The following is a 20,183-nucleotide window of genomic DNA, read 5'->3' as shown; positions in this document are numbered from 1 at the left end:
GTCATGGTCATTTCGACAAATTTTATACATTACGAGTGAAACTGTATATTCTCTACTAATTCATCGTAAATTTTTAGTGCATCATTTTCTTGTTTTTCTTCCAAAGTAGCATAAAGCTTTCTATACATATCAATAGAATCTCTTGAAACTTTACAAGAAAGAGTTGCTACGTAATCATTTACGATCATCCAAATGCGATATAGTAAATAATTATCGACTTGTTCAATAAGTGTTTTAAAGAACGTTTGATGAAGCGTTGGGATTGAGCTTTCATTTTCTTCAAGTACTTGGTGTAATCTACTTAGTACTTTAGAAAACGTTTCTTTCGGTAAATTACATACAATTCGAATCATATCTTTCTCAAGCAATCGTTTTGTTTGTAATAAATCACGAATTGTTTTCTCATCTTGCAGTAAGAACGGAGCAATTAATTGTACAAGACCGTTATCATAAAAGTTTCGAATAAACGTCCCTTCACCACGTCTCGTTTCAATCAATCCTACCAGTTCTAAAGCACGCAATGCTTCTCTTACAGAGGAACGTCCTACGTTTAAGCGTGAACTTAACTCGCGCTCAGACGGCAAACGATCCCCCGCTACCAATCCATCCTCTTCCATAATGGAACGGATTTTTTTTACAATTTCGAGATATACTTTTGTATTTGATGATGTCAATGGAAATTCCTCGCTTATTCTTTACCAATCAGCGCTAATTGTTTTGTTTTTTCAGCGATCTCATTTGGATCTACTTGACGGCGAGCTACTCCTGTCTCCATTGCTGCTTTTGCAACGTAAGCCGCTACTTGAGGCGCTACACGCGCGTCAAATGGTGCTGGAATGATATAGTCTGCATTCAACTCATCTTCTGCTACAAGCTCAGCAATAGCCTGTACAGCTGCCATCTTCATTTCTTCGTTAATTTGTGTCGCATGTACGTCAAGTGCACCGCGGAAAATACCAGGGAACGCCAGTACATTATTTACTTGGTTCGGGAAGTCAGAACGACCTGTTCCAACAACAGCTGCGCCCGCTGCTTTTGCCAATTCTGGCATAATTTCTGGAACTGGATTTGCCATTGCAAAAATAATCGCATTGTCATTCATTGTACGAACCATCTCTTCTGTTAATGCACCTTCTGCAGATACACCAATGAATACGTCCGCACCTTGTACAACATCAGCTAAAGAACCTTCTATACGATTCTTATTTGTATATTTTGCAACTTCATCCTTCACCGGATTCATACCTGTAGGACGACCATCATAGATTGCCCCTTTACGGTCACACATAATAATGTCGCGTACACCATAGCGATATAAAAGTTTAATAATTGCAATACCTGCTGCACCTGCGCCATTTGCGACAACTTTAATGTCAGACATTTTCTTTCCAACTAATTTCAGTGCATTTACAAGACCTGCTACTGTTACGATAGCTGTTCCGTGTTGATCATCATGGAAGATAGGAATATTTGTTTCTTTTTTCAAACGCTCTTCAATAATGAAGCAGTTTGGTGCTGCGATATCTTCTAAGTTAACGCCGCCAAAAGTTGGCTCCATTAATTTTACAGTTTCAACAATTTTATCTACATCGTTTGTATTTAAGGCAATCGGGAATGCATCTACACCAGCAAAGCTCTTGAATAATACAGCTTTACCTTCCATTACTGGAAGAGATGCTTCAGGTCCAATGTTACCAAGACCAAGTACAGCCGTTCCGTCTGTCACAACTGCTACCATATTTCCCTTCATCGTATATTCATATACCTTACTTTTATCGTCATAAATTTCTTTACAAGGTTCTGCAACCCCTGGAGAATATGCAAGACTTAAATCTTTTGCATTTTCTACTTTTACTTTTGATACAGTTTCTAATTTTCCTTGATGCACTTTATGCATGTGAAGTGCTTCTTCACGAAGTGTTGACAAACTATCCACTCTCCTCAAATTATTCTTGCTGATATCAATTTCTCCAAGTGGTCTGACCACGAACACTACTACTATAATAATCGAAGTGTAGGGAAATTGTCCATTATATTTTCACAACTACATTTTCTTCCCCGACAATTTCACGAAGTGCTCCTAAACATTCTTCACTTGGATGAATCGATAAACTCCGAGATAATTGTACCATTTTATGTTCCTTTTCATAATAAATTAGTACTTTCGCAAAACCTGAATAGTCGAACAATATTTTCGTAACCTGATTTAAAAGCTTTTTCTCATACTGAGACGGCAATTTCACGTAAACAGATGCGTCTTTCTTTTCTTCATAAACATCCATTTCCTCTAGCGGATATAGCCCATTTACAATCCATTGCAGCTTATGATTTCTTAGCTCAATCATGCCGTCAACTAAAACAATTGCTCCTTCTTGTAACTTGTCCGAGAAATGTATATACGTTTCCGGGAAGAGGACTGCTTCCATTTCATCATTTTGATCACAGAATGTAATAAATGCCATCTTTTGAAACTTTTTCGTACGAATCACTCTCACACTTGTTATGTACACAATAGCTCTTTGTACTTTTTTCTTGTGTCGCATCGCCTGAGCGAGAGATGGAATTTCTAATTCTTTTGCTAACTTTACATACTGCGCTGTCGGATAACTTGATAAATAAAAGCCAAGTGCTTCTTTCTCTTTATTTAGTTGTTCAATAAAAGATAGCTCTTCTCCTTGTACGTATTTTGATTTTGGAACAGCATCTCCTAAATCACGTGCGAGATTTGCGTACTCTAATGCCCCTTTAATACTTTTCCATAAATTCGTTCTCGAAACACCAAAATCATCAAAACATCCCGACCAGACGAAAGCTTCTAAATTGCGCTCCGTTACAAACTTTGACGGCAAACGGAGACAAAATTCAAACAAATCTTCGAACATTTTTTTCTCTCGTTCTTCTAATAATGCCGTCACTGTAGCCATTCCAATATTTCGAATCGAAAGTAAACTGTAACGTATCGCATTCCCCTCTATTTGGAAGTTGTAACCACTTTTTTGAAGAGACGGCGGCAAAACATGAAAACCTTTTCGCTTCGTTTCTCGTATATACTGTACAATTTTATCTTCATTTCCAATTGCACTTGATAATAGTGCCGTCATAAATTCCAGCGTATAGTTCGCTTTTAAGTAGGCAAGTTGATATCCGATCATACTGTAAGCTACAGCGTGACTTCGGTTAAAACCGTAATTCGCAAATCTTACAATTAAATCGTAAATTTTCTCAGCAGACGTCTCATCGTAACCATTTTGCAAACAACCTTGGACAAAATGCTTACGTTCCTGATTTAAAATATCACGATTCTTTTTACTCACTGCACGGCGCAGTAAATCTGCTTCACCAAGCGAAAACCCTGCTAACTTCGATGCAATTTGCATAATTTGTTCTTGGTATACAATGACGCCGTATGTTCTTTCTAAAATTGGCTTTAAATCCGGATGTAAATATTCAATTTTTCTTTTTCCATGTTTCGATTCAATAAAGGTCGGTATCTGTTCCATCGGTCCCGGTCTGTATAATGAGTTAACAGCTACGATATCTTCAAACTCATTCGGTTTTAACCCGCGAAGTACATTTCGCATACCACCTGACTCAAGCTGGAATACACCTGTTGTATCCCCTCTCCCTAATAATTGGAACGTCTTTTCATCTTGAAGAGGTAAGTTTCTTATATCGATTTCTTTCCCTGTTTTGTTCGCGATAAATTTTATAATATTTTCAAGTAACGTTAAATTACGTAATCCTAAAAAGTCCATCTTAAGCAACCCAAGTTCTTCTAGCGCATCGGCTGGATATTGCGTAACATAAACATCGTTATGTCCTTCTTGAATTGCTACACTGCCTGTTAGCGGTTCTTGACTCATAATAACGCCAGCCGCATGAATAGACGTATGACGTGGTAAACCTTCTACACGTTTTGCGATTTCAAACACACGCTCATGCAGAAGATTCCCTTGTATAAACTCACGAAGTGATTGTGATTCTTCATATGCATCTTTTAACGTTATACCAAGCTTTGATGGGATAAGTTTTGAAAATATATCAATATCTCGCGGCGGAAGCCCCATTACGCGGGCAATGTCTCTAATTGCCGCTTTTGCTGCAAGCGTACCAAACGTTACAATTTGCGCAACACGGAGCTGACCGTATTTATCTTTCACATAGCGAATCATCTCATCACGTCTTACGTCTGGAAAATCAATATCAATATCGGGAAGCGTCACACGTTCAGGATTTAAAAACCTTTCAAATAATAGATCGTATTCAATCGGATCAATATCTGTAATTTCTAATACGTATGAGACGAGTGAACCAGCTGCCGATCCACGACCTGGTCCTGTTAAAATATGATTTTCATGTGCATACTTCATAAAATCCCATACGATGAGGAAATAATCACTAAATCCCATACGAGAAATAACATTTAATTCATGATTTAAACGCTTTATATGCACTTCTTTCGGCGCACCATATCGTTTCCGTAAACCTTCTTCACAAACACGACGCAAGTATATATCACTCGTTTCATTAGACGAAACAGGAAACTTCGGAAGTTGATTTACATGGAACGGTATTTCTACTTGGCAACGCTCTGCAATTTTCATTGTATTTTGGATTGCTTCCGGCGCATGGGAAAATAGTGCTTCCATTTCATCCGATGACTTTAAATAATATTGATCTGTTTTCAGCCTCGGCCTATCTGGATCAGTCATTTTCGTTCCACTTTCAACAGATAGTAAACATTCGTGAACAAGTGCGTCACTTTGATTGATATAGCGCACATCGTTTGTTGCAACGACTGGAATATTAACCCTACTAATAAATTCAGGTAGTTTCTCTTGTAAAAGCAACTCATCTTGAATCGCATGATGCTGCAAACTCATATAAAAATGGCCGAACATATTTTGATATGTGCGAGCTACTTCTTCAGCCTGACTCTCATTGTCTTCTAGTAATAATTGCTCAATTTCGCCATCTTTACCTGGTGAAATAGCAATTAATCCTTTCGCATAATGCGCAAGCCACTTCTTAGGAATACCTTCTTTGGATTTTGTCATAATACTGCTAGAAATCTTTAATAAATTTTGGTAGCCTATTTCATTCTCAGCAAGTAATACAAGCGGATAAGACCTTTCTTCTTCTTCACTAAAAATAGAAGCGGTTAATCCAATAACAGGCTGTATACCATGTTTCTTACATGCTTTATAAAACGGAATAACGCCATACATAACATTTTCATCCGTAATAGCCAGCGATGAAAAACCAAGTTCTTTCGCCCTGACTACAAGCTCATCAATTTTACAAGCACTTTTTAATAAACTAAAAACGGTTTGACATTGTAAATGCACAAACTTCACTGTTGTACCCTCTCTTTACCTATTTGACTACTTTTATTATAGGTGATGAGGAAAGCGGAAATCAAAACATACTTCTTATACTTTGTCCATATATATGAAGAAGAAAGGGGAATGACGATGGATGTAAGAGAACATACTTTTTTCTCTCTGCTTATTATTAGTTATTTTATTGCCTTTGGGGTTATACTTGGCGGTTCATTAATTGGTGGATTTGGTGCGTTTCTTATCGGAAAACCAGCTCTAACTTACATTAATCAATTCGCCCAAAATTTAAGAATTTGGGCACTCGTTGCAGCAATTGGTGGAACATTCGATACCTTTTATAGCTTTGAAAGAAGTTTCTTTGGCGGAGATATGAAAGATATCGTAAAACAAATTCTCCTTATTTTTTTCGCGACTGGTGGTATGCAAACAGGTCTCATTATTATTAAATGGCTAACGCAGGAACATGTATGAGAGTACCAAGTGCCAATACAGCAAAAAGATGGTACTTAGTATTAGCTGGTGCTGCTGTTGGAGGCGTGTTGAGCTGGTTTATTTTTTTGTACATATACGGTGTTTTTCAAGAAGAACAAGCTAGTAAAATAGCAGAACAAAGAGAAATTATAGAAAAACAAGAAGCAAAACTCCACGTCCTTCTCGAAGATCAAGAAAAATTGAACACTGAAAATAAACGGCTCTTAACCATTCAAGAGATTAAAATAAAACTTATCAATCGAGAAAAATACGATTTAGACAATCTTACACTCGAAAATATGACTACATCTATCCATAATGATCTCCAGCATCTTTTAACGAAAAACATTCAAAGTATCGCAAAAAATAAAGATCTACTCAAAAAGGTAATCGAAAACAAAACGTACAAACATTACGATCGACTATACCGTTTTAAAGTCGATACAATATCTTTTGATACAGTGCTTGAAATTAGCATTACTATAGAAAAGGAAAAATAAAGAAGGAGGGCTTTAGCGCCGCTCCTTCTTTTCGTTCTAACATATAGTCCCTTATTTACAAATCTCACGTAAATCAGCAAAAAGACGATCCGCTTCTTCCCAAGAAGATGCCTTGGCACCAGAAGCCATCGGATGTCCTCCGCCGTTATATTGCATTGCCAATTTGTTTATAACTGGTCCTTTTGAACGAAGACGAACACGAATTACGTCGTCTTCCTCTAAAAATAGAACCCACGCCTTTAATCCATCAATATTGCCAAGCGCTCCAACAACACCAGATGCTTCAGAAGGAAGTACATCAAATTCTTCTAATACTTCTTTCGTTAATTTAATGTAAGCTGCTCCTTCTTCTACCATCGTAAAGTTTTGTAAAATATAACCGTTTAAACGAGCAATTTTTTCTTTTGTCTTATACATTTCATTGTATAAATCTGTGAATTTCACACCCATGTCAACAAGCTCACTTACGTAACGAAGTGTTTTTGCTGTCGTATTTGGGAATAAGAAACGACCTGTATCTCCAACAATTCCTGCTAAAATAAGGCGGGCTGCTTCTTTTGTTATTTTTAATCCTTTATCTTTTCCATAGTTATAAAACTCATAAATCATTTCACTTGTCGAACTCGCTGTCGTATCTACCCACGTAATATCTCCATATGGATCTTCATTTGGGTGATGATCAATTTTAATTAACATCTTCCCTTTTGTATAGCGTTGATCGTCAACACGTTCTTGATTCGCAGTATCACAAACAATAACAAGCGCATTTTCGTATATACTATCTTCAATATCATCCATTACTCGTAAGTATGCTAACGACGGTTCATTGTACCCAACCGTATAAATATTTTTCTCTGGAAACGATTCTTTTAGAATTGTACCAAGGCCACCCTGTGAACCTAATGCATCTGGATCCGGACGCACGTGGCGATGAATAATAATTGTATCAAACTCTTTAATTGCTCCTAAAATTTGCTCATGCATATGTATAATCTCCTTTTTAATCAACTTCTTCACTTTATCTCTCATTATAACGGAAAGTATTTCATACATGCGAACAATTGCTTTATAATAAAAGTTAGAAAGTTTAGATATTTCTTTTTTCTCCACTATTTTTTTCATAAAACGATGGGAGTGTTCATTATGCCAGTATTAGTCTTCTGTATTATCGTCTCATTTATGTTGTATCTCTTCTACAAAACAAAATACTTTCGTACAAACCGCCCAATGGAGAAAGGTTGGCTCTCTGGAAAATCCGCAATGGCACTCGGTTCATTCGTCTTATTCTTCGGGATAAACCAATTCTTTTTAGAACTTTCAACCGCTCGTATTATCGTTGGTATCTTATTCGTTCTATTTGGTAGTGCAAGTGTATTTAATGGATTTCGCCAATACAAACATTTCTTACCATTAGCAGTTAAAGAAGCAGAAGTCTATGAAACAACGTAAAAAAGCATCAAAATTGTGATGCTTTTTTACGTCCTCTAACTTTTAAAATCATATATGCGACAAACGCAGATGGTATATTAAATGGGTTACCTTGTACGTGAAAATGTAATTGTTCTTCTCCAAAAGACATTTTTTCATATAGCTCTCGCTGAGATAATCCTGTCTTTTCCTTTTTTTCATGTAAACCTTGTAAATATAAATATTGGATCGGTATCATTACAAGAAAGTAAAATAGTGCGATACTACCAAAAAAGAGTACGGCTGACGACATAATGTATACCACCTTCCCAAAATCCATTTTCTTACAATGTAATTATAGCACAGTCTGCAATCTAGATAAATCAATATTCTGTCTTTTTATATAACGGTCTCTCCACATAATTCTTTTTCAGTATACTGAATATACCGCTGAATAAAGGCACCAGGATTTTTTCTAATAGGATCGATATCAAGCCTTGCTGGAATCTTTCCTGCCATATAAAAAAGTCTTGAAGCAGTTCCAAGTCGGATAACTGCTTCCGAAACATTTTCCCCATATCCCATCATAAAATACTCCCAACACTCGTTTAACTGTCCTGAAGCAATTAAATGTAATCTAGGAACACCAATATCAAATTCTTTATATCCATATCCACATTCATCAAAATCGAGTAAATACCAATCCTCTTTGTCTACAAGAATATTTCCAAAATGCATATCTCCATGAACAAATTGCTTTTCTCCCAGTGAAATTGAGCCTGCAAGTTCTTGTATTCTCTGTGCGATTCTCAAGCACTTATTCTTCTCCGCATGAGACAGAAATGACGCATCTAATAATTGTTGCAAAGGCTCTTGAATTGTCTTTTGTTCACTATATATGGGCCTTACATAACCTATCCAATCTTGCGGCACTTCCTTGAGAACTCCATTCGTTTTTTCATGAAACATTCGCATTAATGATCCAAGTTTTTCATAATCCCTATTCTTCGGTTCTAAGACTTCACTTCCGTTTATAAACCGAAAGACAACAAAATACTGAATACTCCCCTCAGCTTTCATCACAGATGTGATCCATTCACCATTTTTATTTACAACTACTTCTGGTACTAACATTTGTTTTTGTAACGCTATTAACCAATGTATTTCAGCTTCTATTTGCTCGACTTTATAACGTCCTTCTCTATACTGCCTAACTACAAATTTATTTTTATCCGATTCGAATATATATGTTTGATTTTCTCCCCCATGCAATAATGAAACTTTCGTACAACTATTTAAATTATATTGCTTACATAACTGATTTTTAATGTAAAAATCCATTCTGCTCCCCCTAGTTCATATAGTGCTGCATATTATCCCTTAATGATTCGTAGCGTAAACTTTCCCGACTCAAAAACCATTTTCTACCCACTCTTATACATATCCTGCTAGTTTTTTGATTTCTCATTTCCATATTTTCAAACTTCTTACTAGTTCTATCCTTTTAGCAAAAAAAGATGGAACAAATCAAAACGATTTGTTCCATCTTTTTATTTATCGATTAACTGCACCATAAGTAATGCTTTTCCAACAACATTACCTTCATGATGCACTTCTACATCAACCTTACCAAATTTACGTCCAATTTCTAATACTTTCGGATGAACGGATACAACATTATCAATTTGAACTGGTTTTACGAAATAAATCGTTAAGTTTTCAACAATTAAATCGCTTTTCTTTTGCGCACGAATGACGCGATTTGTCGCTTCTGTCACAATTGTTGCAAATACACCGTACGATAACGTTCCGATTGAGTTCGTCATTTGCGGCGTCACTGAAAATTGATATAGATGCTCATTTTTCGCTTCTTTTGGCGTCATAAATTGATTCGTTACAATATCATCAATTGTTTCTCCAACTTGTGGCTGACGTTGAATCATTTGCAGTGCCTGAAGTACATCTTGACGGCTAATGATACCTTGCAGTTTATTTCCTTCCTCAACGACAGGAAGTAATTCAATTCCTTCCCACACCATCATACGTGCCGCAGCTGCGACAGACATTTTACCATTCACTGTAATTGGGTGTTTTGTCATTACTTTATCAATTGGTGTTTCTTTCGCTACACCGATCATGTCTTTTGAAGTTACGATTCCTAGCACTTTTTTATTTTCATCGACAATTGGATATCTTCCGTGCATTGTCTCTTCATTATATGCATGCCATTGCTGTACTGTATCATGTGGCTTTAAATATAACGTTTCTTCAATTGGTGTTAAAATATCCTCAACAAGTACAATTTCTTTCTTAATCAGTTGATCATAAATTGCACGGTTAATTAACGTTGCGACCGTAAATGTATCGTAGCTACTTGAAATAATCGGCAGCTTTAATTCGTCTGCTAATTTCTTCACATGATCTTCCGTATCAAATCCACCCGTAATTAATACAGCAGCTCCAGTTTCTAGCGCTAATTGATGTGCATTCGTACGGTTACCAATAATGAGTAAATTCCCAGCTTCTGTATAGCGCATCATCGCTTCTAATTTCATAGCTCCGATTACGAATTTATTTAATGTTTTATGTAGTCCTTCTCTGCCCCCAAGTACTTGACCGTCGACAATGTTAACGACTTCTGCATATGTCAGTTTTTCGATATTTTCTTTCTTCTTTTGTTCAATTCGAATTGTTCCGACACGTTCAATTGTACTAACATACCCTTTATTTTCTGCATCTTTAATTGCACGGTAAGCTGTCCCTTCACTTACACTCAAATCTTTCGCAATTTGTCTTACAGAAATTTTATGGCCTACTGGCAGGCTATTAATATGTTCTAAAATTTGGTTATGCTTGGTAGCCAAATGGTTTCACCATACTTTCTTTTCCCTAAATTCTTCATGTGTTGTACTTTCAGTATACTATATTTTCAAAACTGTTACACTCTCTCTTTGCATACCTGTACTATTTTTTTTATAACAAAATGACTCTTACATTCCACCAGTCATTCTATTACAACAATGTAATGCTATTGTCATCTCATTCGATAGTTCGCCCACTTGATTCCCTATACAATGAAGACAAGAAATAAAACAAAGGAGCGTACACATGATGAAAAAATTTTTAGAGGTTGTAGGTGCTGTATTTTTAGCTTTCGTAGATGGGAAAAAAGTTGCAATGGAATTGAATGAAACACCTGAACAACCACGTACAAAAAGAAAAGAATCACCAAAACAAATACAAGCATTAAAAGCTGTCCTACACACGTAAAAACCCTTCACTTTTCTTTTCAAATGAAGGGTTTCTTTTCTATAGTGTAATACTTTCTCCAGCTTCTAATACTTTCCCTGTACAATTTTGTAGCTTTTCTACAAATTGATATGGATCTTGTTCAATAACTGGGAACGTATTGTAATGCATCGGTACAACAGTTTTCGCATTAATCCATTTTGCCGCTAGTACAGCATCTTCTGGTCCCATTGTGAAATTATCACCAATTGGTAAAAATGCTAGATCAACTTTATTTAATTCCCCAATTAACTTCATATCAGAGAATAGTGCAGTATCTCCTGCGTGGTACACTGTTTTCTCTTCTGCTGTAAATAAAATACCTGCTGGCATACCTGTATATGTAATCGTCTTATTTGCTTCATCAATATAACTAGAGCCGTGGAATGCTTGTGTAAACTTCACTTTTCCGAAGTCAAATTCATGTGAACCACCAATATGCATCGGATGTGTATTTACACCTTGCCAACTTAAAAATGTTGCTAGTTCAAATGGCGCTACAACAACTGCATTATTTTTCTTCGCAAGTTCTACTGTATCTCCAACATGATCACCGTGTCCATGCGATAAAAGGATTGCATCCACTTTTACATCTTCAGCTTTTAAATCTGTTTTCGGATTACCTGTTAAAAACGGGTCAATTAAAATAACTTTTCCATTCGCCTCAATTTTCACAACTGAATGCCCATGATAAGATACTTTCATTATTACATTCCTCCCCTATTCACATTCTCACTTTTTATTCTACATGATTTTTCAATTCCCTGTCTTTTCTAACATCTATTTACTTGTCATAACGCTTTCTTCCGAGTTAAAGTTATATTTGTAATTAAATATCTCGGGGGTGCCAATCGATGAATGCTAGATTAGAAAATTTAATGCAATGGCTAAAAGAAAAAAACGTAGAAGCTGCGTTCTTAACTTCTACACCGAACGTCTTCTACATGACGAACTTCCACTGTGAACCGCATGAAAGATTACTTGGTATGTTTGTATTCCAAGAAAAAGAACCTATTTTAATTTGTCCTAAAATGGAAGAAGGTCAAGCACGTAACGCTGGCTGGGCACATGAAATTATTGGATTTACTGATACTGACAGACCATGGGATATGATTGCAAAAGCAATTAAAGACCGCGGCATCAATGCAAATGCAGTTGCAATTGAAAAAGAACATTTAAACGTAGAGCGCTACGAAGAATTAACGAAATTATTCCCAAATGCAGCTTTCAAATCAGCTGAGGAGAAAGTTCGCGAACTTCGTTTAATTAAAGATGAAAAAGAACTTTCTATTTTACGCGAAGCAGCTAAAATGGCGGACTACGCTGTTGAAGTTGGTGTAAATGCAATTAAAGAAAACCGTAGCGAGCTAGAAGTATTAGCAATTATTGAACACGAATTAAAAACAAAAGGCATACATAAGATGTCATTTGATACGATGGTATTAGCGGGTGCAAACTCTGCTCTTCCACACGGTATTCCTGGCGCAAACAAAATGAAGCGCGGTGATTTCGTACTATTTGATTTAGGTGTAATCATTGAAGGTTATTGCTCTGATATTACACGTACAGTAGCATTCGGTGAGATTTCTGAAGAGCAAACTCGCATTTACAACACTGTACTTGCTGGACAACTACAAGCAGTTGAAGCATGTAAACCAGGTGTTACACTTGGCGCAATCGATAACGCTGCTCGTTCTGTTATCGCAGATGCAGGTTACGGAGACTTCTTCCCGCACCGACTTGGTCATGGACTTGGAATTAGCGTACACGAATATCCAGATGTAAAAGCTGGTAACGAGTCTCCATTAAAAGAAGGTATGGTCTTCACAATCGAACCTGGTATTTACGTACCAAACGTAGGTGGCGTTCGTATTGAAGATGATATTTACATTACAAAAGACGGATCAGAAATTTTAACGAAATTCCCGAAAGAATTACAATTTGTAAAATAATAAAAAGGCAGCGTGAATGCTGCCTTTTTTTATTCCTCTACTATTTCAAATTTCTCTACAATCATTCTTGCTGGATAGCTTTCAAGTATTTGAGAAAACCATACTTTTATTTTATCCCCTGTTTTTAACTGTTTATATGCGTCTTTGTCCTTAAAGCTCAAGACTATATGTGATGGATGCTCTTTATTCATTTGTTGTTCTATATAATTTTGCAACTCTACTTTTATGTTAAACGTTTTATCATCGGCAAAAAATACCGTGTCATTTCTTAATATGATATACCCTTCTTTAGGGACTTCTTTTACCGTTACCTGCTCTACTTGTTTTGTAGTACAAGCTGATAATATGACTAGAAATACACTTAAAAACATAACAATTTTCATATGCCTATTCATTTTTAACTCCTTACTTTAGGCTATTTCAAATTTAACACCATCTTCTCCTCATACTTATCATTCCATTTAATTACAACTTCTATCGGTTCATCTTTAGATAGAGGTGCACAACTTACACAAGAAGATTTTATTTCAACCCTTGCTCCTTTATGAACTTCTGACGTTTGTGTCATTGTACTAAAGGCTCCATTAATAGCAATCTCTAAGTTTTTAAATTCTGTATTCCCATCTCCGCCCTTGTACTGAAACGTAAACATTCCATCTTCACTGTCATCCTTAATATGCCCTTTATATTGTCCAGTCCAACTTTTGCTCTCGCTAGAAAAATTAACATACGAAATGGAACAGCTTCCTAAAAAGAAAATACTAATAAAAAAGAATAATGCTCTCTTCATAATGCCCTCTCCATTCAAATGCACTTATTTATTGTCTATTTCTTCCTCTTATTATATTATAAAAATACAGAATTTTCTAAAACAGGAGGTTTATATGTTACAACAACAGTTAGAAAAAATTCGTAATAATAATTACATCATAGATAACACACTTCATATTGATTCTTTAAGTTCCAGTATGCTTGAACATATCGGTGTTACTGATAGCTACTTAAGGGACAAACTCATCTACTCTACTTTTTATCATCTCATCAAAAATCGCTACCTTTCACACACACAATTACAGAAACTATTATTAGAAAGCATCGGTGAAAAATATTTATTGTATAAGATTCATTCAGATGATGAAGATGCTGTATTTACTCGTGCATTTACGACCTTATTAATTGCGCTCATTATAGATGCAGATACAACTCATAATTTCTTATCACAGAATGATATTTTAACTGTAAAAGATCAATTAATTCTATATATGCACAATGAACATGATTTCCGCGGATATGTGCAAGGCCACGGCTGGGCACATAGTATCGCACATGCTTCCGATACATTTGAGGCGCTTGTTCATAGTCCTAAACTAGAAACTTTACATTACGAAGAGATATTAAAAACTTTGTTAAACAAAGTTTGTGTCCATTCTATTTACTACAAATATGAAGAAGACGAGCGTCTCGTTTATCCGATTGTCGCAATGCTGCAAAATGGCCTAAAAGAAGAAATACTCATATTAGCCCTTCGTGACTTAGTAGCTCAATTACTGGTCCAAAAACAAGCACTACCTATTGAATCGTACGAGTTTTTATATGGAAATACAAAATCTTTCTTACGTAGCTTATTTTTCAGACTACGCACACTTTCTATATGTGAAGAAACCGAATTCGAAATTGAAAAATTGCTACAAGAGCTTCCAAAATATTATTAAAAAAGAAGGCCACTCAAAAAGTGCCTTCTTCTATTTCACTAATATTTAATTGAAATTTCACGATCCAAACTGAGAAAAGGTGGACAAGAAGCGCAAACGCCATACATGCTCCACTTAAAAAAGTTAGTATAGGATGCGAATACACGTGCCCCAATCCATAGGATATCGCCACGAAAAACATTGTTATGTAAATATAAATTGCTCCATGTATTTGCCTCATATAAACCTCCTTTTCCCATATTATAACATAAATTTTCTGATTATTCACATTAATTACTTGTAATCAATATTTCTCAACTGTTACACCTCTTACAGCAGCCTTAATATACGGTGACCCTTGTAAACTTTGTAAATCCTCTATTTTTCCTGTTACGACTATACCGTATATTGGTAAGTCTTTTGGTTTGGTGTTTTTTATTTCTTTATCCCGCATTAACGGGCAGTAAGACCTCACATCAAAATTCAGCGGAAGCAAGAAGTTAGATGGGGGATGAACCCCACACTGATTAAAGTTTCACTTTATAGTTTATCCTAAAATATTCTCAGTATCCCTCTTTATTTTCACTTAAAGACATCCAAATGCAGCTTTTATAAATTGTTTCATAATAAAAAGCACATCCATTTTGATGCGCTTTTCACATATATTTTAGTAAAATATGAATCATTTTTTTGAAGCAAAAACTCCCACTCCTCTCTCCCCATACTATCGTTATGACTTAGTTGCCATAATAATTGAACGAGGATAGAACCCCAACTTTTCATAAAACGATACAGCTTCATTTCCATACACTACTGTTAATTCAATTTCATCTATCTTCTTCGCTTTAAACCATTCCACTGCACTATTCATTAATTTTAAGCCAAATCCGTTTCTTCGGTATTTTTCATCAACGAATAAAACTTCAATCTTTCCGCTTACACTTTTACTATACGCTATACAAAACCCTAATATATCATCTGTTTCCGCCTCAACTAATAATTCAATTCTATATTCTCCGTAATTTGAATTCTGTTTATAATTTTCAATACGTTCCTCAAATGTCATTCTTGGATAATCACCAGAAAAATGTTTTGATTTATTATTATGATATTCATGCAATTTATTTAAAGGTTCTCTTATTATTTCTATTTCACCGAGAGTGATATATTTATTACTAATTTTCATCCTACAGCATCTCCAATAATATATATTCCAACAAAAAAGAAGATCATTTTACGGTTATAAAATAACAATCTATTATTTCATCGCTTCCTTCACAACATCTTGAATCATAACAACTTCTGTTTTCATATCAATAGATGGTGCTTCTTCATCGATACATTCATACCAAAATGCTAAGTGCTTTTTATCAATTTCATGATGCGAATTTTCGACAAAAATACCACCTTCTCCTTGCACAGAATACCAATATAAGTACTCTTCTCCATCTCTTATTTCCCGGAAAATTGTCTCAACGTACATTTTTTCGTCGTTTAATGTCAAAAGCACTTCTTTCAAATTGCCATTAAGAAGCTGCATCCATTCATCTACTCGATGACTCTTACCAGGCTTAACTTTAAATCTTGTTAATTCTACATTCATTTTTATTCCCCCGTTTTCTTACGTACAAACAAACTATATTCTATTGGATGATAAAAACTTAATTTACTAGCTAATTTTCGCGAAGGAATATTGTCTACATAACAATCCCAGCTCGGTATAATGTCATTTTGCATGCAATGTTCAATGAACCTTGTTGCAACAGCTTGAGCTAATCCTTTCCCTTGATGCGCTTCATGTGTTGCAATATCTATTTCAGCAAAACCATTCCCGCTAAATATTGAGACACATTCAGCTACAATTATCCCATCTTGTTCTATACAAAATCCAAAACCACTGTTCAAAAACATTTCTTTTGATCCCCAATACTCTTTGTAGTACTCCTCTTTAAATTCACTGCTGCGCTCTATATCTCTTCTATCAATACGCTTCACTTCATATGTATTTTTGTTAAAATCTCGTTGACTCTCTTCAAAGGTTACGCTTTGAAATTTCATTCGCGGGATGTTCCGAAGTACATTACTAAAACGCTCTTCTATCATCATTTCCCACTCTTCACTCGAAGTGAACAGTGTAAATCTCTTCTCTGTTTTTTCAATAGCCGTTTTTAAATATGAAAATAACTCTTCGTTATAATTTTGATCATCCGTATCACCAAATAAATAATAGATACCGTTAGCTGTACGGATTAGTCCTGCTGTTAATTGCCCGTTTATAAAAACCTCGCCATCTATCATTTGATCACATACCGCATAAGCAAACGTCGTCGTTCTTGTATTACCTTCTAAAACCGGAAGAACTTTTCTATAATCGGCTACAGATAATTTTTTCATAATTGCTCCACTTTAATCGTATTAGCCTCTATATGTTCAAAACAAAGATTTACCGTTCTCTTTAACGCTCTCGTTCTATGAATCGTACATGCTGGAATTAAAATAGAATCATTTGGCTTTAAAACCGCTGTTTCTCCATCTTCAAAATCAATAAGTAATTCTCCCTCTAGCACAATAAATAATTCATCCGAATTAGAATGATAGTGCCAATCATATTCACCAGTAAATACAGCGATTCGTAAACAATGACTGTTTATATTTGAAACGACGAAGTTTTTATGTTGATCTTGAATGTCTTTTGTTAATTCTATTAAGTTCACAGTTTCCATATTTCATCCCATCCTTTCGTTAGTCGTTCTTCTGAAAAATTAACTTAATCTCCACCACCTCCGCAATCTCCTCCACCATCACTTGAGCTACTACAATCACTACTACTGTAGTGACCGAATCCACTTGATGAGCTTGAAGCGTATGAAGATTTTTTGCTTCTTTTTCTATCTTTTTTACTTTCATGACTAGGCCATACTGTAGCAAAGAGTATAACGAATAAGGCTAATTCTATTACAACAAGTATAAATTCTAGAATGCTCTCAATAATATTGGGAGTTATCCCAAAACTGTAAAACACTCCAAATGAATACATACACAAAATTACATACAGAGCCATACAAATATACCGGAATGTTTTTTCTATCATAATGACTACTTTTTGTGAAAAAGGTATGTTCTGTTCCTGTTTTTTCTTTATGTACTTTTGTCTTTTAGCTTGCTTTTACTTCCTTTTTTTACTCCCCATTGAATCCCCCTTTTTATTATATAATTCTAAATTATCATAATAAAAATCGATTTACACCAGTAAATAACAATTATTCACATATTATTTCCCCATATAAAAAAGACCCTCCTTATGAAAAGGAAGGTCTCAAATGTATTTCTATTATGATAAAGCAGGAGCTTTTTCAAGTAGCTCTTTCGCATCAGCGTATTGTAAGCCGTGAGCTTCTGCAACTGCTTCGAATGTTACATATCCATCTAATGTGTTAATACCTTTTAATAATGCAGAGTTGCCTAGGCAAGCATCTTTATAGCCTTTGTTAGCAATTTGTACTGCATATGGTACTGTTACGTTTGTTAATGCAAGAGTTGACGTACGTGGAACCGCACCTGGCATATTAGCAACTGCATAATGAACAACGCCATGTTTTTCGTAAGTTGGGTTGTCATGAGTTGTAATACGATTAGTTGTTTCGAAAATACCACCTTGGTCAATCGCAATATCTACAACGACAGAACCTGGTTCCATTGATTGAATCATTTCTTCAGTTACAAGTTTTGGCGCTTTTGCACCTGGAATTAATACTGCTCCAATAACAAGGTCAGATTCTTTAACAGCTTCTGCAATGTTGTATGGATTAGACATTAATGTTTTTACTTGGTTACCGAAAATATCATCTAATTGACGAAGACGTTCTGCACTTAAGTCAATGATTGTTACATCTGCACCTAAACCTACTGCAATCTTAGCTGCATTTGTACCAGCTTGACCACCGCCGATGATTGTTACTTTGCCGCGTTTTACCCCTGGAACGCCTGCAAGTAAAATACCTTTACCGCCTTTGTTTTTCTCAAGGAATTGTGCACCGATTTGTGCAGACATACGACCAGCTACTTCACTCATAGGTGCAAGTAATGGTAAAGAACGATTGTCTAATTGTACTGTTTCGTATGCAATTGATGCAACTTTGTTATCGATTAATGCTTTCGTTAATTCTGGTTCTGGAGCTAAGTGTAAGTATGTGAATAAAATTAAACCTTCACGGAAATAGCCGTATTCACTTGCTACTGGCTCTTTTACCTTCATAACCATATCTTGATTCCATGCTTCTTCAGCAGTTTCTACAAGTTTCGCACCAGCTTGTACGTATTCTTCATCCGTAAAACCAGATCCTAAACCTGCTCCTTTTTGAACAAAAACTTCATGACCATTTTGTACTAAATGTACTGCTCCCGCTGGCGTCATTGCCACACGGTTTTCATTGTTTTTAATTTCTGTTGGAATACCGATACGCATGATTAGTTCCCCCTTGAGTTATGAAATGACCCCTGAATCATTTTTTAAAGCGCTTTCTACGCTCTTATATTTTAACATAATATCTCAATATTTGACAAAAAATAATACAAGTTTTCCGATAGATTTAATTTTATATTAAAAGACAGTATTATCCGCACCTCTCAGCACAATGGATAAACTGTCCAATTATTTGAAACTTCATCTTATTTTATTCTATCGATGTCTATGAATAACATCCACTGCACCAGTCACTTCAATAATTGTACCGGTAATCATATCGGAATCGTCCTCACATAAAAACGAAATGGTTCTTGCAATATCTTCACCTGTTCCAGATCTACCAATCGGTGTGTTATGCTCTTTTAGCTGACGTGCTTCTTGAATAGTCGCCTCTTTCATATCGCCAATAATATCACCAGGACATACCATGTTCGCAGTAATACCATACTCCGCTTCTTCATAAGCAACTGTTTTCGTTAATGAAACAAGTCCTACTTTCGCCGCTGCAAAAGCTGAACGATAAATCCATCCCGGTGCACTATCCGCCCCTTGAAATCCGTAATTAATAATACGGCCAAAGTTCTGTTTTCTCATGACCGGAACGACAAGTTTTAATAAATGAAATACCGCTGTTAAATTTCCCTGAATCATTTCATTCCATTCATCTTCTTCATAATCAACTAACTTTTTTCGTTCAAATACATATGGACCAGCATTATTAATTAAAAAGTCAATTTTGCCAAAACGGCTCATCGCTTCTTCTACTATTTTATGTAAATCTTCCTTCTTCGTGACATCTGCTTGCACGAATTGTAGACGCTCTTCCACATCTTTATATGTTTCTTTCATCGTTTCCATAGCGGTGATATCGCTATGGTACGTTACTGTTACTGAATAGCCTTTAGCCAATAACTTTTCTGTTACTTGCTTTCCTAAACCTTTCGTACCGGCTGTAATGAGCGCATGTCTCACAAAACTGCCCCCTTTTAAATTGCTATACTTCATATGTAACAAGTTCTCGCTCCAATTACAACTAAAATGAATTGAAACAGAGTTTTCAAAATTCT

General features: G+C 35.6%; 24 protein-coding genes and 1 pseudogene. 6 read left to right on the top strand and 19 right to left on the bottom strand.

What is annotated here, in order from left to right; all coding sequences use genetic code 11:
• Nucleotides 1-29: 29 nt before the first annotated feature.
• From IBT51_RS16960 to dnaE, 3 genes are all read right to left on the bottom strand, one after another.
• A complete protein-coding gene (locus IBT51_RS16960) occupies nucleotides 30-674 on the bottom strand; it encodes a FadR/GntR family transcriptional regulator (RefSeq protein ID WP_000204444.1) in 645 nt (214 codons plus the stop codon).
• Between the two features lie 14 nt (nucleotides 675-688).
• Nucleotides 689-1,897, bottom strand: coding sequence for an NADP-dependent malic enzyme (gene ystJ, locus IBT51_RS16955; protein ID WP_161114790.1), 1,209 nt, complete (start codon nucleotides 1,895-1,897; stop codon nucleotides 689-691).
• A 133-nt stretch (nucleotides 1,898-2,030) separates the two neighbouring features.
• Nucleotides 2,031-5,357 (bottom strand): DNA polymerase III subunit alpha, encoded by a 3,327-nt coding sequence (gene dnaE, locus IBT51_RS16950; protein ID WP_200458495.1) that lies wholly within the window; start codon nucleotides 5,355-5,357, stop codon nucleotides 2,031-2,033.
• Nucleotides 5,358-5,399: 42 nt separating this feature from the next.
• On the opposite strand from dnaE, the gene IBT51_RS16945 reads away from it, so the two are divergent.
• On the top strand, nucleotides 5,400-5,813 hold the full coding sequence (locus IBT51_RS16945; RefSeq protein WP_002005839.1) for a YtrH family sporulation protein: 414 nt from the start codon (nucleotides 5,400-5,402) through the stop codon (nucleotides 5,811-5,813).
• On the top strand, nucleotides 5,810-6,313 hold the full coding sequence (gene ytrI, locus IBT51_RS16940) for a sporulation membrane protein YtrI (protein ID WP_001265736.1): 504 nt from the start codon (nucleotides 5,810-5,812) through the stop codon (nucleotides 6,311-6,313). The genes IBT51_RS16945 and ytrI overlap by 4 nt, the downstream gene beginning before the upstream one ends.
• A 51-nt stretch (nucleotides 6,314-6,364) precedes the next feature.
• Here ytrI and IBT51_RS16935 read toward each other — a convergent pair whose 3' ends face one another.
• Nucleotides 6,365-7,297: a DHH family phosphoesterase gene (locus IBT51_RS16935; RefSeq protein WP_053563565.1), complete on the bottom strand. Its 933-nt coding sequence runs from the start codon at nucleotides 7,295-7,297 to the stop codon at nucleotides 6,365-6,367.
• Between the two features lie 159 nt (nucleotides 7,298-7,456).
• On the opposite strand from IBT51_RS16935, the gene IBT51_RS16930 reads away from it, so the two are divergent.
• Nucleotides 7,457-7,762, top strand: coding sequence for a YtpI family protein (locus tag IBT51_RS16930; protein ID WP_001144766.1), 306 nt, complete (start codon nucleotides 7,457-7,459; stop codon nucleotides 7,760-7,762).
• A gap of 7 nt (nucleotides 7,763-7,769) precedes the next feature.
• Here the strand turns inward: IBT51_RS16930 and IBT51_RS16925 are convergent, their stop codons facing one another.
• From IBT51_RS16925 to IBT51_RS16915, 3 genes are all read right to left on the bottom strand, one after another.
• A complete protein-coding gene (locus IBT51_RS16925) occupies nucleotides 7,770-8,033 on the bottom strand; it encodes a DUF3949 domain-containing protein (protein ID WP_000093046.1) in 264 nt (87 codons plus the stop codon).
• 86 nt (nucleotides 8,034-8,119) lie between these two features.
• Complete coding sequence (locus IBT51_RS16920) at nucleotides 8,120-9,061, bottom strand: phosphotransferase enzyme family protein (protein ID WP_200458494.1); 942 nt, start codon at nucleotides 9,059-9,061, stop codon at nucleotides 8,120-8,122.
• A 209-nt stretch (nucleotides 9,062-9,270) separates the two neighbouring features.
• Nucleotides 9,271-10,584 carry a CBS domain-containing protein gene (locus IBT51_RS16915; protein ID WP_000201579.1) on the bottom strand — a complete coding sequence of 438 codons (1,314 nt, stop codon included), beginning with the start codon at nucleotides 10,582-10,584 and terminating at the stop codon, nucleotides 9,271-9,273.
• Between the two features lie 244 nt (nucleotides 10,585-10,828).
• Here IBT51_RS16915 and IBT51_RS16910 point away from each other — a divergent pair, with 244 nt between their 5' ends.
• Nucleotides 10,829-10,990 (top strand): hypothetical protein, encoded by a 162-nt coding sequence (locus IBT51_RS16910; protein WP_000976017.1) that lies wholly within the window; start codon nucleotides 10,829-10,831, stop codon nucleotides 10,988-10,990.
• A 39-nt stretch (nucleotides 10,991-11,029) separates the two neighbouring features.
• On the opposite strand, the gene IBT51_RS16905 is transcribed toward IBT51_RS16910, so the two are convergent.
• Nucleotides 11,030-11,713: a metal-dependent hydrolase gene (locus tag IBT51_RS16905; RefSeq protein ID WP_000868922.1), complete on the bottom strand. Its 684-nt coding sequence runs from the start codon at nucleotides 11,711-11,713 to the stop codon at nucleotides 11,030-11,032.
• Nucleotides 11,714-11,862: 149 nt separating this feature from the next.
• Between IBT51_RS16905 and pepQ the strand changes: the two genes are divergently transcribed.
• Nucleotides 11,863-12,960: a Xaa-Pro dipeptidase gene (pepQ, locus tag IBT51_RS16900; RefSeq protein ID WP_000994037.1), complete on the top strand. Its 1,098-nt coding sequence runs from the start codon at nucleotides 11,863-11,865 to the stop codon at nucleotides 12,958-12,960.
• 29 nt (nucleotides 12,961-12,989) lie between these two features.
• Here the strand turns inward: pepQ and IBT51_RS16895 are convergent, their stop codons facing one another.
• Nucleotides 12,990-13,355 carry a DUF3221 domain-containing protein gene (locus IBT51_RS16895; protein ID WP_088024373.1) on the bottom strand — a complete coding sequence of 122 codons (366 nt, stop codon included), beginning with the start codon at nucleotides 13,353-13,355 and terminating at the stop codon, nucleotides 12,990-12,992.
• A gap of 20 nt (nucleotides 13,356-13,375) precedes the next feature.
• Entirely contained in the window at nucleotides 13,376-13,750 is a 375-nt protein-coding gene (locus tag IBT51_RS16890) for a hypothetical protein (RefSeq protein WP_140155676.1), read from the bottom strand.
• 94 nt (nucleotides 13,751-13,844) lie between these two features.
• Here IBT51_RS16890 and IBT51_RS16885 point away from each other — a divergent pair, with 94 nt between their 5' ends.
• Nucleotides 13,845-14,672 carry a DUF2785 domain-containing protein gene (locus IBT51_RS16885; protein WP_088024370.1) on the top strand — a complete coding sequence of 276 codons (828 nt, stop codon included), beginning with the start codon at nucleotides 13,845-13,847 and terminating at the stop codon, nucleotides 14,670-14,672.
• 13 nt (nucleotides 14,673-14,685) lie between these two features.
• Here IBT51_RS16885 and IBT51_RS16880 read toward each other — a convergent pair whose 3' ends face one another.
• The 9 genes and pseudogenes from IBT51_RS16880 to IBT51_RS16840 all read right to left on the bottom strand — a co-directional run bounded on the left by IBT51_RS16880 (nucleotide 14,686) and on the right by IBT51_RS16840 (nucleotide 20,121).
• Nucleotides 14,686-14,892 (bottom strand): hypothetical protein, encoded by a 207-nt coding sequence (locus IBT51_RS16880; RefSeq protein WP_001248905.1) that lies wholly within the window; start codon nucleotides 14,890-14,892, stop codon nucleotides 14,686-14,688.
• 63 nt (nucleotides 14,893-14,955) lie between these two features.
• Nucleotides 14,956-15,096: pseudogene (locus IBT51_RS16875) on the bottom strand (anti sigma factor C-terminal domain-containing protein); the annotation flags it as partial.
• A gap of 285 nt (nucleotides 15,097-15,381) precedes the next feature.
• Nucleotides 15,382-15,837: a GNAT family N-acetyltransferase gene (locus IBT51_RS16870; protein WP_000703678.1), complete on the bottom strand. Its 456-nt coding sequence runs from the start codon at nucleotides 15,835-15,837 to the stop codon at nucleotides 15,382-15,384.
• Nucleotides 15,838-15,909: 72 nt separating this feature from the next.
• A complete protein-coding gene (locus tag IBT51_RS16865; protein WP_088024368.1) occupies nucleotides 15,910-16,254 on the bottom strand; it encodes a DUF6176 family protein in 345 nt (114 codons plus the stop codon).
• A gap of 2 nt (nucleotides 16,255-16,256) precedes the next feature.
• Nucleotides 16,257-17,045 carry a GNAT family N-acetyltransferase gene (locus IBT51_RS16860; protein ID WP_088024365.1) on the bottom strand — a complete coding sequence of 263 codons (789 nt, stop codon included), beginning with the start codon at nucleotides 17,043-17,045 and terminating at the stop codon, nucleotides 16,257-16,259.
• Nucleotides 17,042-17,374, bottom strand: coding sequence for a cupin domain-containing protein (locus IBT51_RS16855; protein ID WP_088024360.1), 333 nt, complete (start codon nucleotides 17,372-17,374; stop codon nucleotides 17,042-17,044). The genes IBT51_RS16860 and IBT51_RS16855 overlap by 4 nt, the downstream gene beginning before the upstream one ends.
• Nucleotides 17,375-17,418: 44 nt before the next feature.
• Entirely contained in the window at nucleotides 17,419-17,793 is a 375-nt protein-coding gene (locus IBT51_RS16850) for a hypothetical protein (RefSeq protein WP_249275610.1), read from the bottom strand.
• A gap of 189 nt (nucleotides 17,794-17,982) precedes the next feature.
• Nucleotides 17,983-19,116 (bottom strand): alanine dehydrogenase, encoded by a 1,134-nt coding sequence (ald, locus tag IBT51_RS16845; protein WP_200458493.1) that lies wholly within the window; start codon nucleotides 19,114-19,116, stop codon nucleotides 17,983-17,985.
• A gap of 213 nt (nucleotides 19,117-19,329) precedes the next feature.
• Complete coding sequence (locus IBT51_RS16840; RefSeq protein WP_002024902.1) at nucleotides 19,330-20,121, bottom strand: SDR family oxidoreductase; 792 nt, start codon at nucleotides 20,119-20,121, stop codon at nucleotides 19,330-19,332.
• Between the last annotated feature and the right edge of the window lie 62 nt (nucleotides 20,122-20,183).

Source organism: Bacillus sp. S71 (genome assembly GCF_016625265.1).
Lineage (GTDB): Bacteria > Bacillota > Bacilli > Bacillales > Bacillaceae_G > Bacillus_A > Bacillus_A cereus.
Note: the sequence above shows the minus strand (reverse complement) of the source record. Positions and strands in the feature narration are given on the sequence as shown.

Excerpts from the sequence above, each read along its gene's own strand:
- ystJ (WP_161114790.1), bottom strand. The coding sequence starts at position 1,897 with ATGCATAAAGTGCATCAAGGAAAATTAGAAACTGTATCAAAAGTAAAA.
- ytrI (WP_001265736.1), top strand. The coding sequence starts at position 5,810 with ATGAGAGTACCAAGTGCCAATACAGCAAAAAGATGGTACTTAGTATTA.
- IBT51_RS16935 (WP_053563565.1), bottom strand. The coding sequence starts at position 7,297 with ATGCATGAGCAAATTTTAGGAGCAATTAAAGAGTTTGATACAATTATT.
- IBT51_RS16930 (WP_001144766.1), top strand. The coding sequence starts at position 7,457 with ATGCCAGTATTAGTCTTCTGTATTATCGTCTCATTTATGTTGTATCTC.
- IBT51_RS16925 (WP_000093046.1), bottom strand. The coding sequence starts at position 8,033 with ATGTCGTCAGCCGTACTCTTTTTTGGTAGTATCGCACTATTTTACTTT.
- IBT51_RS16920 (WP_200458494.1), bottom strand. The coding sequence starts at position 9,061 with ATGGATTTTTACATTAAAAATCAGTTATGTAAGCAATATAATTTAAAT.
- IBT51_RS16910 (WP_000976017.1), top strand. The coding sequence starts at position 10,829 with ATGATGAAAAAATTTTTAGAGGTTGTAGGTGCTGTATTTTTAGCTTTC.
- IBT51_RS16905 (WP_000868922.1), bottom strand. The coding sequence starts at position 11,713 with ATGAAAGTATCTTATCATGGGCATTCAGTTGTGAAAATTGAGGCGAAT.
- pepQ (WP_000994037.1), top strand. The coding sequence starts at position 11,863 with ATGAATGCTAGATTAGAAAATTTAATGCAATGGCTAAAAGAAAAAAAC.
- IBT51_RS16895 (WP_088024373.1), bottom strand. The coding sequence starts at position 13,355 with ATGAATAGGCATATGAAAATTGTTATGTTTTTAAGTGTATTTCTAGTC.
- IBT51_RS16890 (WP_140155676.1), bottom strand. The coding sequence starts at position 13,750 with ATGAAGAGAGCATTATTCTTTTTTATTAGTATTTTCTTTTTAGGAAGC.
- IBT51_RS16885 (WP_088024370.1), top strand. The coding sequence starts at position 13,845 with ATGTTACAACAACAGTTAGAAAAAATTCGTAATAATAATTACATCATA.
- IBT51_RS16880 (WP_001248905.1), bottom strand. The coding sequence starts at position 14,892 with ATGAGGCAAATACATGGAGCAATTTATATTTACATAACAATGTTTTTC.
- IBT51_RS16870 (WP_000703678.1), bottom strand. The coding sequence starts at position 15,837 with ATGAAAATTAGTAATAAATATATCACTCTCGGTGAAATAGAAATAATA.
- IBT51_RS16865 (WP_088024368.1), bottom strand. The coding sequence starts at position 16,254 with ATGAATGTAGAATTAACAAGATTTAAAGTTAAGCCTGGTAAGAGTCAT.
- IBT51_RS16860 (WP_088024365.1), bottom strand. The coding sequence starts at position 17,045 with ATGAAAAAATTATCTGTAGCCGATTATAGAAAAGTTCTTCCGGTTTTA.
- IBT51_RS16855 (WP_088024360.1), bottom strand. The coding sequence starts at position 17,374 with ATGGAAACTGTGAACTTAATAGAATTAACAAAAGACATTCAAGATCAA.
- ald (WP_200458493.1), bottom strand. The coding sequence starts at position 19,116 with ATGCGTATCGGTATTCCAACAGAAATTAAAAACAATGAAAACCGTGTG.
- IBT51_RS16840 (WP_002024902.1), bottom strand. The coding sequence starts at position 20,121 with ATGAAGTATAGCAATTTAAAAGGGGGCAGTTTTGTGAGACATGCGCTC.